Origin of the sequence: Paenibacillus septentrionalis, assembly GCF_042659865.1 — a bacterium.
Taxonomy (GTDB): Bacteria; Bacillota; Bacilli; order Paenibacillales; family Paenibacillaceae; genus Pristimantibacillus; species Pristimantibacillus septentrionalis.
This window is the reverse complement of sequence record NZ_JBHSTE010000003.1, coordinates 330,888-348,310: the sequence shown is the minus strand read 5'-3', so window position 1 is coordinate 348,310 and position 17,423 is coordinate 330,888. Positions and strand designations below refer to the sequence as shown.

General features: G+C 42.0%; 14 protein-coding genes. 7 read left to right on the top strand and 7 right to left on the bottom strand.

All coding sequences use genetic code 11. From position 1 onward, the window contains the following. Window positions 1-16: 16 nt before the first annotated feature. Both ACFP56_RS09865 and deoC read left to right on the top strand, forming a co-directional pair. Window positions 17-994, top strand: a complete 978-nt coding sequence (locus ACFP56_RS09865) for a diaminopimelate dehydrogenase (RefSeq protein ID WP_379233869.1) — start codon at window positions 17-19, stop codon at window positions 992-994. 200 nt (window positions 995-1,194) lie between these two features. Then, window positions 1,195-1,872 (top strand): deoxyribose-phosphate aldolase, encoded by a 678-nt coding sequence (gene deoC, locus ACFP56_RS09860; RefSeq protein WP_379233867.1) that lies wholly within the window; start codon window positions 1,195-1,197, stop codon window positions 1,870-1,872. 172 nt (window positions 1,873-2,044) lie between these two features. On the opposite strand, the gene ACFP56_RS09855 is transcribed toward deoC, so the two are convergent. Further along, on the bottom strand, window positions 2,045-3,172 hold the full coding sequence (locus tag ACFP56_RS09855) for a peptidylprolyl isomerase (RefSeq protein ID WP_379233865.1): 1,128 nt from the start codon (window positions 3,170-3,172) through the stop codon (window positions 2,045-2,047). 537 nt (window positions 3,173-3,709) lie between these two features. Here ACFP56_RS09855 and ACFP56_RS09850 point away from each other — a divergent pair. The 5 genes from ACFP56_RS09850 (at window position 3,710) to ACFP56_RS09830 (ending at window position 13,204) form a co-directional block, all read left to right on the top strand. Beyond that, window positions 3,710-5,707, top strand: coding sequence for a putative bifunctional diguanylate cyclase/phosphodiesterase (locus tag ACFP56_RS09850; RefSeq protein WP_379233863.1), 1,998 nt, complete (start codon window positions 3,710-3,712; stop codon window positions 5,705-5,707). 39 nt (window positions 5,708-5,746) lie between these two features. Next, entirely contained in the window at window positions 5,747-7,177 is a 1,431-nt protein-coding gene (locus tag ACFP56_RS09845; RefSeq protein WP_379233861.1) for an HD-GYP domain-containing protein, read from the top strand. Window positions 7,178-7,198: 21 nt separating this feature from the next. Then, complete coding sequence (locus ACFP56_RS09840) at window positions 7,199-11,053, top strand: response regulator (RefSeq protein ID WP_379233859.1); 3,855 nt, start codon at window positions 7,199-7,201, stop codon at window positions 11,051-11,053. A 128-nt stretch (window positions 11,054-11,181) separates the two neighbouring features. Beyond that, a complete protein-coding gene (locus tag ACFP56_RS09835; protein ID WP_379233857.1) occupies window positions 11,182-11,895 on the top strand; it encodes a response regulator transcription factor in 714 nt (237 codons plus the stop codon). A gap of 112 nt (window positions 11,896-12,007) precedes the next feature. Continuing rightward, window positions 12,008-13,204, top strand: a complete 1,197-nt coding sequence (locus tag ACFP56_RS09830; RefSeq protein WP_379233855.1) for a putative bifunctional diguanylate cyclase/phosphodiesterase — start codon at window positions 12,008-12,010, stop codon at window positions 13,202-13,204. A 73-nt stretch (window positions 13,205-13,277) separates the two neighbouring features. Here the strand turns inward: ACFP56_RS09830 and ACFP56_RS09825 are convergent, their stop codons facing one another. The 6 genes from ACFP56_RS09825 to ilvA all read right to left on the bottom strand — a co-directional run bounded on the left by ACFP56_RS09825 (window position 13,278) and on the right by ilvA (window position 17,332). Continuing rightward, the gene (locus ACFP56_RS09825; RefSeq protein ID WP_379233853.1) at window positions 13,278-13,496 is read right to left on the bottom strand and encodes a hypothetical protein; all 219 of its coding nucleotides are present in this window, start codon (window positions 13,494-13,496) and stop codon (window positions 13,278-13,280) included. A 113-nt stretch (window positions 13,497-13,609) separates the two neighbouring features. After that, window positions 13,610-14,221, bottom strand: a complete 612-nt coding sequence (locus ACFP56_RS09820; RefSeq protein ID WP_379233851.1) for a TraX family protein — start codon at window positions 14,219-14,221, stop codon at window positions 13,610-13,612. A gap of 82 nt (window positions 14,222-14,303) precedes the next feature. Then, complete coding sequence (locus tag ACFP56_RS09815) at window positions 14,304-14,939, bottom strand: NUDIX hydrolase (RefSeq protein WP_379233849.1); 636 nt, start codon at window positions 14,937-14,939, stop codon at window positions 14,304-14,306. Next, complete coding sequence (gene mscL, locus ACFP56_RS09810; RefSeq protein WP_379233847.1) at window positions 14,932-15,405, bottom strand: large-conductance mechanosensitive channel protein MscL; 474 nt, start codon at window positions 15,403-15,405, stop codon at window positions 14,932-14,934. The genes ACFP56_RS09815 and mscL overlap by 8 nt, the downstream gene beginning before the upstream one ends. A gap of 60 nt (window positions 15,406-15,465) precedes the next feature. Continuing rightward, a complete protein-coding gene (locus ACFP56_RS09805) occupies window positions 15,466-16,032 on the bottom strand; it encodes a TVP38/TMEM64 family protein (RefSeq protein ID WP_379233845.1) in 567 nt (188 codons plus the stop codon). Between the two features lie 34 nt (window positions 16,033-16,066). Continuing rightward, entirely contained in the window at window positions 16,067-17,332 is a 1,266-nt protein-coding gene (ilvA, locus tag ACFP56_RS09800) for a threonine ammonia-lyase IlvA (RefSeq protein ID WP_379233843.1), read from the bottom strand. Window positions 17,333-17,423: the final 91 nt, after the last annotated feature.

The window sequence follows — 17,423 nt, the reverse complement described above, 5'->3', positions numbered from 1 at the left end:
AAGGTGAGTTTTATACATGACAAATCGGATTCGCGTTGGAATCGTAGGATACGGCAACTTGGGCCGTGGAGTTGAATTAGCCATCGCGCAAAATCCGGATATGCAATTGGATGCAATTTTCACTCGTAGAGACCCTGCAACGATCTCTTCGAACACTAAAGCATATTCGATTGAAGACGCAGAAAAATTTGTGAATGACATTGATGTGATGATTTTGTGTGGGGGTTCAGCTACTGATCTTCCAGAGCAAGGTCCTCAATTTGCGAAAATGTTTAACGTAGTAGACAGCTTCGATACGCATGCGCGTATTCCTGAATACTACGAGGAAGTAAACGCTGGTGCGGTTAATAGCAATAAAGTGGCTGTTATTTCCACTGGCTGGGACCCAGGCTTGTTCTCTATCAACCGTTTATTGTTTGAAGCTATTCTTCCGGAAGGCAACGCATATACGTTCTGGGGCAAAGGCGTGAGCCAAGGCCACTCAGATGCCATTCGTCGTGTTCCTGGTGTGAAAGACGGCAAGCAATATACGATTCCTGTTGAGGAAGCTGTTCAGCGTGTTCGCAACGGTGAAGATCCATCGTTTACAACACGTGAGAAGCATCTTCGCGAGTGCTATGTAGTCGCTGAAGAAGGTGCTGATCTTGAGCAAATTAGAGAGACCATCGTTACGATGCCTAACTATTTTGCTGATTACGATACAGTGGTTCACTTTGTCTCTGAGGAAGAGCTCAAGAAAAATCACTCAGCTATGCCGCACGGTGGTATCGTGCTTCATAGTGGTAAAACAGGAGAAAATACGACTCAAATTATGGAGTTTGGCTTGAAGCTGGAAAGTAATCCAGAGTTCACTTCAAGTGTTCTTGTAGCTTATGCACGTGCTGCATACAAGCTTCACAAGGAAGGTCAAGCGGGTGCAAAGACTGTATTCGATATTCCAATCGGACATCTATCTCCAAAATCCGCTGCAGAGCTTCGTAAAGAGCTTCTGTAATACAATAAGCTGGTCATGATACGCAGGGTAATCATGACCATGCTTTTACTCATGATTTGTACTATGTGTATAGTAATTTGCATTCAACATGTATAAAAATACTCAACCTTTTATAATTATAAGTGTATAGTTCCTTTCATAGTAATTTGATGTCTTCCAAGGTACAATAATAGACATCGAGCTGAGAAAGGAGGGTTTTTATGAATCGTAAGCAATTATCCGCAATGTTTGATCATACCTTACTGAAGCCAGATGCGACTGAACAGGCAATTATTAAGCTGTGTGAGGAAGCATCAGCATATGAATTTGCGACTGTTTGTGTAAATCCTTGTTGGGTAAAGCTAGCTGCTGACCAGCTGCAGGCTAATGATGTAGGAGTTACTACAGTTATTGGTTTCCCGTTAGGTGCTTCCTCCAGCGCAATAAAAGCGATGGAGACGAAGCAGGCGATTCGCGATGGAGCAACAGAAATCGATATGGTGATCAATGTCGGTTACTTAAAAAGTAGGTTTTTAAGTGCAGTCAAATCGGATATTGAGGCCGTCGTTGCTGCTGCTGCTAATCAAGCGATCGTAAAGGTTATTCTTGAAACAAGCTTGCTAACGGATGAAGAAATAGCGGAAGCGTGTAGACTTTCTGTTCAGGCAGGAGCTCAGTTTGTAAAAACATCAACAGGATTTAGTACGGGAGGGGCAACGACAGCGCATATTCAACTAATGCGCAGCATAGTAGGCCCTCAGATCGGCGTAAAGGCTTCTGGTGGTATAAGAGATTATGAAACAGCGATGGCGATGATCGAGGCTGGTGCAAGCCGAATTGGTGCCAGCAGCAGTATTGCAATTGTCGAGAAGCTGGATGCGGGTGAAGGAAGCTATTAATAAAGCGTGCGGAGCATAGGCTCCGCGCGCTTTATTTTTTTAGATTGTTTCGCTCGCTGGTCTCGAACAGCCACTCAACTATTGCGGCTTATTATATTATGCTGACTTGAAATTAAAAAAGAAGACTTGCGTCGATTGACGCAAGTCTTTAGCTTGTCCGATATGATGATATTTATTGTGCATCCGTAGCTGGCACTTCAACAGGCGCATCCCCAGCTGGCGCATCCCCAACAGGCGCATCCCCAACAGGCGCATCCCCAACAGGCGCATCCCCAACTGGTGCTTCAACAGCAGTAGTTTCTGCCATATGGTTTGTAATCTTAGCCTTTGCACGTAGGTCATCTGTGTACGTGCTGTTGTTCGCATAGATTTCTTCGTTAACGAGTTTGATTTTGATAGCATCTTTCACACTGTCAAAATCAGCTTCAGTTGCTTCCTGATAATCTGTTTTCAAGATAATGTGATAGCCGTATTCCGTTTCAACGATATCACTTAGCTCATTGACATCAAGTGCAAAAGCTGCTTTGGAGAATGGTTCTACCATTCCACTATATGAGAAGAATCCAAGATCACCGCCAGTAGTTGCTGTTCCGTCTGTACCATATTCAGCAGCCAATTCTGCAAAATCAGCTCCATTTTTCAATTGAGCCAAAATGTCCTCTGCCAATGCCTTGTCCGTTACAAGAATATGAGAAGCACGAACTTTTTCTTCAGTGCCGCCAAGAGTAGCTTTGTTTTCATCGTAATACGCTTGAACTTCTTCATCTGTTACGTCTACAGAGCCTTGAAGCAATAGACGAACAAGAGTTGTTAGCTTTAATTCATTTTTAAGATCATCCTCAGTCATTCCATAGTAAGCAAGGAAGCTTTGGAAGTTTTCATCAGAGCCGTAATCAATTTTTAATGCAGAAACTTCAGCATTAAGGTCAGCATCTGTCAACGTAATGTTATTAGCTTCTGCTTCTTGTCCAACCACTTCTTCTGTAATCATGCGGTCAAGAACGCTTGTAATGCTGTCGCCGTAGTATTGTTGCAACGTATCTAGCAAATCATTTGTTGTAATTTTAGTTCCGTTCACTGTTGCAAGAGTTTCTTCTTTGCTTCCGCCACCAAGCGGGAAGATAATAACTACTACTAGCGCAATTGCTAGTATGATTGATGCGATCATCCAAAAAGGATTGCTTTTTGAGCTATTTTTTTCTGGTCCTTGACTTGCTACTGCATCCTTAACAACAGATGCGTTTTCCGCAACCTCGTTGTTCGTCGTAAATTCCTGAGATTGCGATTCTTTATTATCCATTCATTTAAGCTCCTCTCAATATTAAAAAGATATGCTACTACTATAACAAATTTTACAATGAAAAACATTAATATAACCTTAAATTAAAAGCGTTTTCTAATAATACCAGAAATGAATGATTCGTTAAGTCGGGTTTGTGATGCAGGTCACACAAATGAAAACTAACACAACAAGACCCGAATATATTGTGTTAAAGTAATTGGAGTAACGAAGATGTTTTTACATTAATAGTAATAAATTTATTTCCTTATCAGTAACGAATTATTACTTTAATGCTGGTTCGAATTAAAATAATATAGAGGCATGTATCATAATAGTAAAGAAAGTAGGGATTATTTTTGATCTAAATAACTATTGAAACTGTATGGGCTTTAAGGAAAAAGCCTATACAGTTTTTTGTTGAAAAAAATTCTAAGCTGGTCCAGTACATAAACACAAAATAATTTACTAGAAATTGGAGTCCAGTCATATGGAACTTAGTTAATATATTGTATAATTAATAGAATACTTATTTAAGGTGAACGGTGGAGGTATATTTTGGTCTCGTTAACTGGCAGTTATAATATATGGATTGTAGTATTGTCGTTAATAATAGCTTTTTTCACTTCCTATCAAGCTTTAGGCTTAATTAAAAAGGTTACTATGATACCAGGTAAAATTACTTGGGGCTGGTTGTTTATTGCAGGCTTTGTTATGGGCTGCGGCATATGGACGATGCATTTCGTTGGAATGATTGCTTTTCATTTACCAGTAATGGTAGATTATCATATCGGAAAATCTGTTATCTCTGTTCTTGCTAGCATAGGAGCGTCTCTATTAGCCTTCTATGTTACGAGTACGAAAATAACACAAGGTAAGCTGCTGTTAGCCAGCCTATTTATGGCATCAGGCATTGTCACGATGCATTATGTTGGCATGTCATCGATGAAAAGTGAATTTATGACCTTAAGCTATGATCCTTTCATGTGGAGTGTATCTGCTTTAATAGCCTTTATCGCTTCCTATGCAGCATTGAATTTATTTGTGCGAATGAAAATGACGCATGAAGGCTTTGTTGTGCGATCACTATCTGCTGCACTAATGGCACTGGCTGTAACGGGGATGCATTATGTAGGGATGGAGGCAAGCACATTTTGGTGCATCGATCCATCATATATTGCAGATCAGGCGAAGATTCAGGCGCCGACTCGTCTATTAATTACAGTTCTCGCATCGATTATTATTATTATTTTGTTAACGTGGCTTGCTCAAGTTTGGGAGCAGGTAGTTTATAAGCGAATGGCATATACCGATTCATTAACTGGGTTAAGTAATCGACATGCCATGAATGAATATTTTAGAAATACATCATTAGTAAACCGCAAGCTGGCTGTTATGTTCATTGATCTTGATCAATTTAAGTACATTAACGATACACTTGGACATGATATCGGTGATCAATTAATTCAAAATATGGGCGAGCGTCTTCGGAAACATAAGCAGCTCGTATTTCGCATCGGGGGAGATGAGTTTCTTATCGTTGTTCCTTACAACGATAAAACAGAGGTGCTGAAGTTTGTAACACAGCTGCTTAATGAAATCCGGAAGCCTTTCGTATTAGGCAAGCACCAGCTCGAGGTTACTGGCAGTATCGGTGTAAGCTATGCAGGAGAGCATGGCGTCACGAAGGATAGCTTGCTGAAGGCAGCAGATACCGCTATGTACTACGCTAAAAACCTAGGAAAAAATCAATTTTGTGAGTATAACCATGACATGGAAATGAAAGTGATCAGAAGGATGGAGATTGAGAAGGGGCTGCGGGAGGCGCTCATCAAAAAAACGTTCCAGATTTACTACCAACCTAAATGGAATATTAGCACGAATCGCCCAATCGGCTTTGAGGCGTTGTTAAGGTATACACATGCCTCCCTTGGTATTATCCCACCTGATGAATTTATTCCGATTGCAGAAGAAACAGGATTGATTTTGCCTATCACGGAGTGGGTACTGGAAACAGCTTGTCAGGACTGTTATGAATGGAATTTGGGGAGTGAGGACGAGTTAGTCGTTTCTGTCAATTTAACAAGTAAAATAATAGAATCAGATCGACTTTATGTGATGACTAGACACGCATTGGAAACGACGAGACTCAAGCCTAATCTGCTTGAATTAGAGATCACTGAGCAGATTATGATGAATTGCGGTTCATTTGTAGGAGAGCAGATTGAACCGTTGCAAAACTTAGGCGTCAAATTATCGATGGATAATTTCGGGTCAGGTTATTCGTTCTTGGGTTCGCTGGAGCAGCTACAATTTCAAACATTAAAAATCGATAAAACGTATATCGAGCAATACGAAACGCCTGCCAAGCGAGCGATTGTCAATTCAATTGTTGATCTAGCGAAGCAGCTTCACATCGAATTGATCGCTGAAGGTGTTGAAACAGAATCGCAGCTTCAATTTTTGAAATCGGCAGGCTGTCATCTTATGCAAGGTTTTTATTTCAAAAAGCCAATGCCAGTAGATGAAGTCGGGACATGGATTAAGCAGCTTTAACGCTGACAGAGATAGAGAAATAGGATCGGAGGAACACCTATGCTTTCTAGAGGACTAGTGCTGCTAAAGCTGGGACTGGCGATGATTTTACCAATGTTTATTTACTTTTGGTTGGATCAAAAGCAAGGTATTCACGATGCACTTTTACATTCCTCATACGTATATATGATCGGCATTGTCGTACTGCTTTCGATCACGCTTGCAGTGGTAATGGGGATTGTGGCACAGCGGGTAAGAAATATCAAGATTCTGTTTGTGTCCCTGTCGTATGTCTCAATTGGCGGTATGCTCATTTTTCATGGTCTATCCTTGCCGAGATATGGACTAGCACTTGAGCAGCACTTCTTTCTTTTTGCGCAACTGGCATTACTGCTTTCGTCTTGCTGGCTGTGGCTTAGCTCCTTGTCTGCTGATCATCGTCTTGTACGATTTTTAGCTAGACACAGAATGAAACTTGTACCGCTTTGGTGTTTAGTACTTATCATGCTTGGCTGTCTGGTTTGGTTTTTGCAGGATTTTGATGGGAAATGGCAGGTGTTTGGTCATAGTACGGTACGATTAACGACCTTGTTTATCTTGCTCTTTAATACTTGGACGGTGTACCGCCATCTGATTACGTATATTGCATCACGGTTTTCCATTCAGCTTGCGATTGTGTATAGCACGGGCTGGATCAACACTGCACAGGTTGTACTTCTTTCGATAACGCCAAATCATACGGGCTGGTGGGCGTATCATGTACTGCTGCTGTTGTCCCTAGTTCTAATGATGGTCGTCATTATAAATGAATACACTCAGACGGAATCTCTTACGGCTTCAGTCAAGCAGTTGTACCGCGCTGATCCTGATCGCTGGATTCAAACTTATAAAACACCTAGTGTAAATGAGCTTGTCAGACAAACAGAATCGAAAGATGCTTACACAGCAGGACATAATTATCGCGTTACGGTCTATGCGTTAAAACTGGGAGAGGAAATGGGGTTGTCCTCCTCACAGCTTAAATCTATTGCAATAGGCGGTCTCGTTCACGATGTTGGCAAAATAAATATACCAGACTACGTGTTAAACAAGCCAGGAAAGCTAACAGATCAAGAACGATTGCTAATCGAACGCCATCCAATTGATGGCTATAATATGTGCAAGCAAGTTGGCTTCATGCTTGAAGAATTATCCATCATCCGCTCCCATCATGAAAAGTGGGATGGGTCGGGTTATCCGGACCAGCTTGCAGGGGAAGCGATTCCTTTAGTAGCTCGAGTAACAGCAGTGGCGGATGTATATGATGCATTAACCTCATCTCGTTCCTATCGAAAGGCGATGAGTCATGAAAAAGCAATGCAGATCATAGTGGAGGAAAGTGGTAAACATTTTGATCCTCGTTGCGTTGAGGCATGGAAAAAAATCGTGGAAGAAGAAAGATGCTTTATTGACGACATGCTTTCGAGCCATAAGGATGTTATGAGCCAGTGATTGTAGGGAGGATCCAGCCTAATGAACAAACTTTCTCTTCGAACTAAGGGAATTTTGATTATTGTTTTGATTTCGTTTGTGCCATTTATGCTGGTCGGTTTATACAACTATACCTCTATTAAAAAGGATATAGTTGCAACTGAAATTGAAAAAATTCGCCTAAAACAAGAAAGTCGGTCATTTATTATTGAATCGTGGTTGGAGACGCGAAAGTCCGAGGTGCTTGTCATGAGCCGAACAAACGAGGTTCGCTCAGGTGACACTCAGAAGATGATGGAATACTTGGAGCAAGAACATGCTCTTAATGAATTTCAATATACTGAAATCGGATTTGTTAACCGCGAAGGCAATATCACGAGCTTAACCGGACAGCCATTAACCGTTGTTGAACAGACTCCGATCGGAAGATCATTGCGTGGCAATGTTGTCCTGACAGATCCAGTTCGGACAGGTCATGAGGGCGAACGTTCAGGCTTCATAAGTGTACCGGTATACAGCATGGACGAATCAAATGAATTAATTGGCGCGTTATACGCCGCTTACGCCTTTCCTCCTGCAGCTTATAGACAAACGCTGCAAATCGAGGAGGGCAATTTGTATTTGTACAATCATAGCGGTGAGCTAATTTACGACCATATCCAAACACTGTTTACCGAGCAGCAGGATATTGTCCTGCGCAGCAACTTGAAGCAGCTTGCTGCACGGGCATTAAGCAATCCAGCTGGCGAAGAGCAACTATCCATTTTAATGAACGATTTTATCGTGTTTTATCAAAAGATAGCTGGTACAAATTGGGTTATTATGGAAGTGAAGGATTTAGGAGCGCTCGATAAGCTTGCATCTCCAACATTGTGGCGCATGCTCATTATTATTGCGATCGCGATTGGATTAATTGGGATCGTGTTTTATTTGTATTTTCAGACGATCATTTCTCGCTTGGAATCCATATTGGAGGTTACAAAGCGTGCGGCAGAAGGTAACTTTGACGGGGATCATTTGAACTCGTGGAATAAGGACGAAATTGGTGTTCTCGCAAGCACCGTTAATGGGATGATGGGGCGTCTACAAATTATGTTTGATCGACTTGACGCAGTCATTAACCAAAATAAAAGTCCTGTTCTCGTTATGGACGAGCGTTATGTGATCACTTATATGAATAGAGCAGCAGAGGAAATGCTTGGCTACAGCTCGGAAGAAATTATAGGCAAGGTTACGCCGTTGCTGTTTATGGATATGGAAGAGGTTCGAGAGAAGGCTGAAAAGTTCTCGCTTGAAATTGGTAGAGAGGTTCAGCCGGGCATAGAGCTCTTCTTGGAGCTGCGCAAGCACTATCCAAGCTATGACTTTGAGCTGACGATAATTAACCGAAACGGGCGTAGAACACCTGTATTCAATCGATCAAGCAGCTTAAGAGATAGAAGTGGACGTTATTCTGGCATTATTGCCGTATTAACTGATATGTCGGAACAAAGACAGCTGGAAAATGTTCGGAATCGATTGCAGATGGTTGTTGAATCAGCGAAGGATCTGATAGCTTCCGTTAATCAGCAGGGCAATATTATTTACATTAATGAAGCAGGTAGAAAAATAATAGGAATGGGCGAGGAGGAGTTAGAGCTAGAGGGCTTGTCGCTTAAAAGTCTCTTGCCTGGGCATATGTACAAGCTGCTGCTGAAGGGCTCAATCGAAGCGCGTAAGAAAGGCTTCTTTGAATGCGAAGCGCAATTTCAAAACATTACCGGAAAGTTTATTAATGTATCGATCATTATCGTAGCCTATGAGGATTCATTTACAGGTGAGACGATGTTCTCTTGCATATCTCGAGATATTACGGAGCAGCTGGAGGTACAGCGCAAGCTCGTTCATGCTACAGAGGTTGCCGAAGAGGCGAATAAGGCAAAAAGCAACTTCCTCGCTCTAATGAGTCATGAAATTCGCACACCTCTTAACGGAATCGTTGGCCTGTCGCAGCTGCTGCAAAAAACGGAGCTTGATTATGTACAGCAGGAATATGTGCAGCATATGAAGGATTCTTCCAACATGCTGCTTAACATCGTGAATGATATATTAGATTTTTCAAAGCTTGAGGCTAAGAAGATCGAGCCGGATTTATCCGTTTTTCAAATTCATGTGCTGTTTAACCATCTGGCAGACCAGCTTAGTGTGTTTCTTGGCGGGAAGGAGCAGTTTGAATTCAAAATCGAAATCGATGCGAATGTTCCTCATAGCTTAATAGGAGATGCGCTTCGATTGGAGCAGGTGCTTTCTAATCTGTGTGTGAACGCTGTGAAATTTACAGAGCATGGACTGGTCGAGCTGTCGGTTCGAGTAATGATGGAACGTGAAGAAGAGATTCAACTGGAGTTTACGGTAAAAGATACGGGAATCGGCATGTCCGAGGAACAGTTGAAATATTTGTTCAAGCCATTTACACAAGCGGATTCCTCAACAACGCGCAAATATGGAGGGACAGGGCTTGGTCTTGTAATCTCAAAAAACTTGGTCGAGTTATTAGGCGGCGACTTAACTGTTGATAGCAAGCTGAATGAAGGAAGTGAGTTTGTTTTCCGCTTGCCTTTCAAAAAAGTAGCTCATCATTTCGTACCGGAGCCAGTGAAACAGGTACGAAGCCTTGAGAGTGTCGCTTGGATTATTGAGGATCATGAAAAGATGGCTGCTTATTGGTCCAAGCTGTTGGCGCAGCGCCATTACAATTCGGTAAAGAAAAAGTCATGGAAGAAAGCCTATATTCGCTTAATGCGGCTAGGTGAAGGCGCATATCCATCATTTATGCTTATGGACATGGATATGAATGATATGTATGGAATGGAAACATGGTTGGATTTTCAGAAGGAAGCAGCAACTCGCGGCATACCTATTATCGCCGTTACAACGGCTTATGGTCGCGAGGAGCTTCTAATGCTAGATCCTGCTCAGCAGCCTGAGTCGATTTTGACGAAGCCTGTAACGCAGAAGCGATTTTTAGATGCTATCGATCAGGTGCTGCACAAAAAACAGCATGATCAGCAAGAGCATATGCCTGAGTCATTAATGTTAAGTATTAAAGAGATAGCAGCAGCTACACCGGAACCAATTTTACAAGTGCTGCTGGCTGAAGATAATAAAGTGAATCAACTGGTAGCAGCCGAAATGCTGAAGCATTGCAATTGCAGTGTGACAATTGCTAATCACGGAGCAGAAGCTGTTCGACTTGTTGAAAGTAATCATTATGATCTAGTTCTAATGGATATTCATATGCCTGAGATGGATGGTCTGGAAGCAACAAGGCTGATTCGTGCCCAAGACAAATTCCATGAGCTTCCTATTGTTGCAGTTACGGCCAATGTGCTTGCGTCAGATCATGAAAACTACATGCTGCAGGGAATCAATGCTGTTATTACAAAGCCGATTGCTATGGAACAGCTAAATCAGGTTATCGAGAGATATTCGAATAAAGCAAAGCCTGCAGTGACTAGTCACGACCTGCGACCATCGCGTGAGCACAATGAGAGACTTTACGCCAAGTTGGAGTCACTTGATACGATTGATGCCAAAGCAGCTGTTGAGCGCGTCAATGGAAAGCTGAACATTTATTTGCATATGCTCGAGCAGTACTTTAATGATTATTCATTATTTATTCCACGCTTGAGAAAGCTGTATGAAAGCAATAACTATGAAGAGATCACGAGAGCGCTGCATACGTTAAAGGGAGCCTCAAGCTATCTAGGTGCAGGCGCAATCGTTGAATTGGCAGTAGAAGGAGAACGAATTGCTCGTGAGCACGAGACATCCATGCTGGCTGTTTACATCGATCACCTTGAAGCGATGTTGCATGAAACCTTATATGAAATTACAACCGTTATCGACCACTCCTAATATTTGTTTAATATTTTCTTAATAGATTCCTAACAAATGATTGTCGGAATTGGTAGGATGTTGTATAGTATTAGGTAACAAGACAATATAAGGAACGCAGAAACGAACAAACCATAAGGGTGACGTCGATGTATAAAGTATTAGTTGTGGAAGATGACGTTATGATGAGTGATATGCTTTCCATGTATTTAACAGAGGAAGGCTACGATGTGAAACAAGCCTTCGACGGGAAGCAGGGATTACAGCTTATAGATCAATTTATGCCTCATCTGCTATTACTAGATCTCATGCTGCCAGACATGAATGGCATCGTTTTGTGTTCAGAGGTTAGAGAACGATCAACGATCCCTATTATGATTCTTTCAATGAGAAGCGAAGTGTCGGAACGTGTATCCGCACTCAAAGCGGGAGCTGATGATTATCTGAGCAAGCCTTTCAGCATGCACGAGCTAACAGCGAGAGTAGAGGCGCTTATTCGTCGTTCCATTCACATGACTACCAGAATGGAAGAGTCGAGCTCACTACAGGTTGAAGACGACGATACTATTATGCTTGACCATGAGCGCAGGCAGTTAATCGTTAGAGGAGAATCTATCGAGACTACTTTCTCGGAATATGAAATTATGAAACTTTTTATTACATCGCCCAATAAAGTGTTTAGTAGAGATGAACTGATTAGTGCAATACGTGGCTTCGATTCATTCGTAACAGATCGTTCTATCGATGTACATATCGTGAATTTACGAAAAAAAATCGAACAAAACCCGAAGGAACCAAAACTAATTAAAACAGTATGGGGATTTGGATACAAGTATTCCCCTAACGATGCTGCAACCAAATAACTGTCCTTTCTACTAAGGACAGTTTTTTTGCATTACCCTGTTACATTTATAACCGATTCATGTAAAATTAGTATTGTACAAGCAAGAGATAACAACTGTGAGGTGTGGTGAATTGCTAATAACAACAATTGAGTGGGAAGTAGGTTTAGATGCTGACTTCAACCAAATTGAGCTTAAATCTATAATCTATAAGAAGTTAGTCACCACGTATTGGAGCTTTAGAGATCTGATTCGTCATATCGAGGATAGGCATACCAAGTTTGTCTTACGAATAGAAACAGAATGGTCAGAGATCAAATCAGTTGAGCGTGCAATTCGAAAATGTATCGGCAATATGTTGACGGTAGAAGGACGCAATTGTCCGATCCGGTTGTATATAGGCTCTTATTATGCCGAGCATCAGAGCTTTAATGAGCTTGATATTATTCGCAGTAAATACGCATTACAGATGGCTAAGCGTTACGGAGTAAAGCGGAATTTTATTATTGACAAGCAGGCGGAAGCATATCGGAGAGAAATTATTATAGAAGCCATGCTGCCGGAGGGGATCGCCCAAAACCAATTTCATTTGGATTTACAGCCTATTTACCGCTTGGACCATGGAGACCTGGTTGGATTTGAAGCGCTGGTACGTTGGCATCACCCGCAGCTTGGCATACTTAGTCCGATTGAATTTATTCCATTAGCAGAGCAGAGCGGTTTAATTAATGATCTAGGTGAGTGGGTAATTGATGAAGCATGCAGACTTCTTACGCATATCCATCAGCAGCAGCTCGGACATTTTCATATTTCGATTAATGTTTCACCCGTACAGCTTATGCAAGGTGATGTCGCGGAGCTTGCCATCAAGTATGCAAGGAAACATGGGCTCCAGCCACAGCAGATTCAATTTGAGCTAACTGAGGGCACGATGGAGCTGGTGGATGAGCAGGTTATTGCTGCTGTAAAAGCGTTGAAGGAAGCAGGTTTTCTCCTCGCAATTGATGATTTTGGAACAGGATATGCTGGTCTTGAAAGCTTAAGTACAATGCCGATTAGCTGTGTAAAGCTGGACAAGCATTTTATATGCAAGCTGCATTCAGATCAAATATCTGCAACAATCGTCAAGCATACGATTAAGATGCTGGATGAGATGAACCTGATTATAATTGCTGAAGGGGTAGAAACCATTGAGCAGTATGCGCTGCTTGCGAATCTTGGATGTACATACGCGCAAGGGTACTATATGAGCAAGCCGATTCCCGCTGCTGATATTGACTACGAGCGTCTTGAACAATTAATGAGTCTTAATATACATAGCTTACAATAAGCAAACAACCCCCCAATAGCTAGAAAATCTCTAGCTATTGGGGGGTTGTTCGATATAGTGCTGAGCTCGATCTCTAAGAAACTTCCAAATACAGCTTAGTACCGTCATTATATTGGAAAATCGCAACATCACGTACCATCTCAACCGATGTTACGGTTTTCCATTTTTTACGGAATGAAAAATCATATTCAAGCTCTTGAAGCTTTGTATTTAGACGTTCGTAGTTTTTGGACTTCTCAGAAGGAAAGTACACGGGAACGGAACGGTTTTTGAATTTGATTATTTTCATCATAGCAAAAATCCTCCTAAACTTTATGAAACTAGTATAAAACGGAAGGTTTAGAAGGACATGAATAATACGTTTAATATTCATTTACTAAACAAACACTTTTCTAACAAATTTGTTTAGAAGCGTATTATGGCAATGATACACAAATGAAGGGCGTAGAAGCTGCGCCACAGCCATTTCGGTGCGCGAGCTCGTTCGAGCGTTGAAACGATGCGATGCTGTGTACTGATAAACAAGGTAACGACAAGACTGAAAAACTGTAATCCCCATACAACTAGAAATATAAGCTCAAGAACACTATGAGCAAGAAGCAGCTTGTTTTTTTGGAAATAACGATAGATGAGCATAAGTACGATTCCGTAGGCGCCATAATCGAAGGAGAGCCACTCCGCAGCAAGCACAGACACAACAATAGCTAATCCTTGAACAATTGGCTGTCGCACTGTATCCAGCAGCTTGAATAGCAACAAGCCGGCAAGCAGGGTAACAATGATATTTAAAGATCTCGTATCAAATGCCAATTGATAAAATGGCTGTGAGATGATTGCAAGCACAGCTAGTCGAAGGACATATCGCTTATAATTGCGAGTGTGCATATAGCCGGCAACCAAGAAATAGACATACAACGGAAAAGCAATGCGTCCGACTATTCTAAACCAAGCTTGATCCGGATAAAATGCTGCGCCTATATGATCTATGAGCATCGTTAGCATGGCAATCCATTGCATAATGCTGTTCATCTCCTTAATTTCGTATATTCGGTTGATTGTGAAAAAAGCTGGAAGACTAGCCTCCAGCCAGCAGGTTAAGTTATGTTGTAAGCTGTTTAATAGAGTTAAGCACTTGCAGATAGTAGGTTGATGCTCGTGGCACGAAATGGCTGCTTGTAATAACTTGCTGATCGGGCAGCATGTGCTCATCATCTTGAAAGGCGTACCCATTAACTGTAATAGAAGCCGCTTGTTCACTAAAAAGCTGCATAAGCTGCTCAAGCGGAGCTGCGTAAACAGCCATAACCTCTTCAGCCTGAAGCTTCCAGGCTGTTACAGGCTCGGGATTGTTCAATACAAACACGTGACTGATTTCTCGATCCCAATATGGTTTGCCATTGAGCTCGCCACGCGCGTCCTCTTTTACGACCATAATCTCTTGAAGTTGCTCAAATTGGACAAGTATGCCAATTTCTTCTTCAATCTCGCGCACGGCATCCTGCGGCTGTTCGCCAGCTGTTAGATGTCCAGCAACGGTAATATCGTAATAGAGTGGATTGGTATCCTTGCCTTGCTGACGCCGTTGAAAAAAGACGTACGGTATGCCATCGCGAAGCTCGTACAACCAGCAGTGAAAGGTGCGGTGCCAGTAGCCCTTTTGATGAGTCTCCTCACGCAGAGCTTGACCCATTAAATTTCCCTGATCGTCATAGATATCCAACCACTCGTTACCCATGGCTTGCTGCTTCTCCTAATTGAGATGTGCAATACTTGCAGCGAGTCGCTTTGATCGGTACTTGAGAAAGACAATGCGGGCATTCCTTTTCTGTTGGAGCAGCTGCTTCTTCTTTTTTCTCTTTTTCCTTTTCCGTCAAGCGTCTTAGATGATTAATGCCTTTAACCATAAAAAATATACATAGCGCCACAATTAAAAAGTCCAGTACGGTATTAATAAATGATCCGTATAAAATAGCCGGTGCTTCAGCAAGCTGTTCAGCTGACATTGCTTCTGTATCAACTAAATAAAGCTTCAAATCTTTGAAATCAACCTCGCCTAGCAACGCCCCGATTGGCGGCATAATAACATCATTCACAAGAGAGGTAACAATTTTACCAAACGCTCCCCCGATAATGACACCGACGGCAAGATCAATGACATTTCCTTTAACGGCAAATTCCTTGAACTCCTGTAAAATTTTCATAGGAGACCTCCAACTGATGATTAAGATCGTTTAAAACTATCTAACATGAAATTTTTCATCTTATTTATCATTATAGCGCTTCTCCAGTTTTTTGCTGGCGTACCAGAGGACAACGATACCAACCAAGGAGGCAATGATTCTCCAAGGCTCTGTAAACAGATTAGTAATATCGAAGCTAATCAGTGCCACGAACAACACCATCACCGCTTTTCCGAGCGACATTGCGACGAGGAAAGCTCGAAAGGGAAGGTTGCTTAAGCCAGCGACTATGGTAATGAGAAAAGATGGTGTGAATGGAAAGCATGATAAAAGAAATAAAGGAGTGAAGCCTTTAGTTTCAATCCAGCCAAATATTTTTTTCATCGTGGGATACCGTTGCTGAAGCTTTGCACCAAGCTTATGCCCATATTTTCTAAAGATGCTGAAAATAATGATTGCACCAGTTACAATGCCGACCCAGGAGAAGATGATACCGAACCCGAAGCCATAAATATTCACATTCGCTGCAATAATCAGAACAAGCGGTAAAAATGGCAGTAGTGCTTCCAGTAATGGAACCAATATGCCTGGCAAAGGACCAAGACTAGATAGACTTTTCAGAAATTGTTCGATTTGCTCTAATGTCATACTCTATAACTCTCCGTTCCTGCTCCTTACGAAATTATATTAAAATATTGAATAGGACAGGGTCCTTATTCAACTCGACAAAAGGGTACCCTCTGCTGTTCATACGCTCGATGAGTGCGGCATAGTCTTCTCTATATTTTAGTTCTATGCCAACAAGGGCAGGGCCGTTGTCTTTATTCGATTTTTTCACATACTCGAAGCGGGTAATATCATCGTTAGGTCCAAGCACTTGAACAAGAAATTCTCGAAGCGCACCTGCCCGCTGTGGGAAGCTGACCATAAAGTAATGCTTGTAGCCCTCGTAAATTAAGGAACGCTCTTTAATTTCCTGCATGCGATCGACATCATTGTTGCCTCCGCTTACGACACAGACGACGGTTTTGCCTTGAATTTGCTCGCGATATTGCTCTAGTGCCGCAATAGGAAGCGCGCCCGCAGGCTCTGCTACAATTGCATTTTCATTATATAGGTCCAGCATGGTCGTACATACCTGGCCTTCATTGACATGGATAACGTCATCAAGCAGCTCCTTGCAAATGGCAAAGGTATGCTGACCGACACGTTTGACAGCAGCCCCATCGACAAATTTATCAATTTGCGGGAGGGTTAGCACTTCATTATGGTCAAGTGCGTATCGAAGCGATGCGGCTCCTTCTGGCTCAACCCCAATAACTGCTGTTCCCGTTGCAACGCTTTTGACATAGGAGCTGACACCAGCAGCTAGTCCGCCTCCGCCAACTGTTACAAAAATAAAATGAGGCGCCTGCTCAATATCATTTAAAATTTCTAGCCCAACGGTACCGTTTCCTGCTATAATCATTCGGTCATCAAATGGATGGACAAATGTGTAGCCGCTTGCCTCGCTTTCAGCAATTGCTTCATTATAAGCATCGTCAAATGTATCGCCTTTTAGTATGATTTCTACAGAAGAACCTCCGAAAAATTGAACCTGCTTAACCTTTTGATTCGGAGTTGTGCTTGGCATAAAGATTTTGCCCGGTATGCCCAGTGTCTGACATGAATAAGCAACACCTTGCGCATGATTGCCGGCGCTAGCGCAAATTACGCCTGTAAGCGGGCCTTGCGCAGACAAGGATCGAATCATATGATAAGCTCCACGAATTTTAAAGGAGCGGACGATTTGCAAGTCTTCGCGCTTCAAATAAACATTAGCGCCGTAGCGTTCTGATAGTACTCGATTGTATTGCAATGGGGTATGTGAGATAACATCCTTAAGATGCATATGCGCTTGTACGATTTCCTCCAACCCTATTTTCACCTGGTTATCCCATGCGTTCATGGCAATCTATCCTTTTCTTCTTTTTAATATGTATCTTGTCATATTAATAATAGTATATCATTGAGAAGATCACCATGCAGAGGAGTGAAAA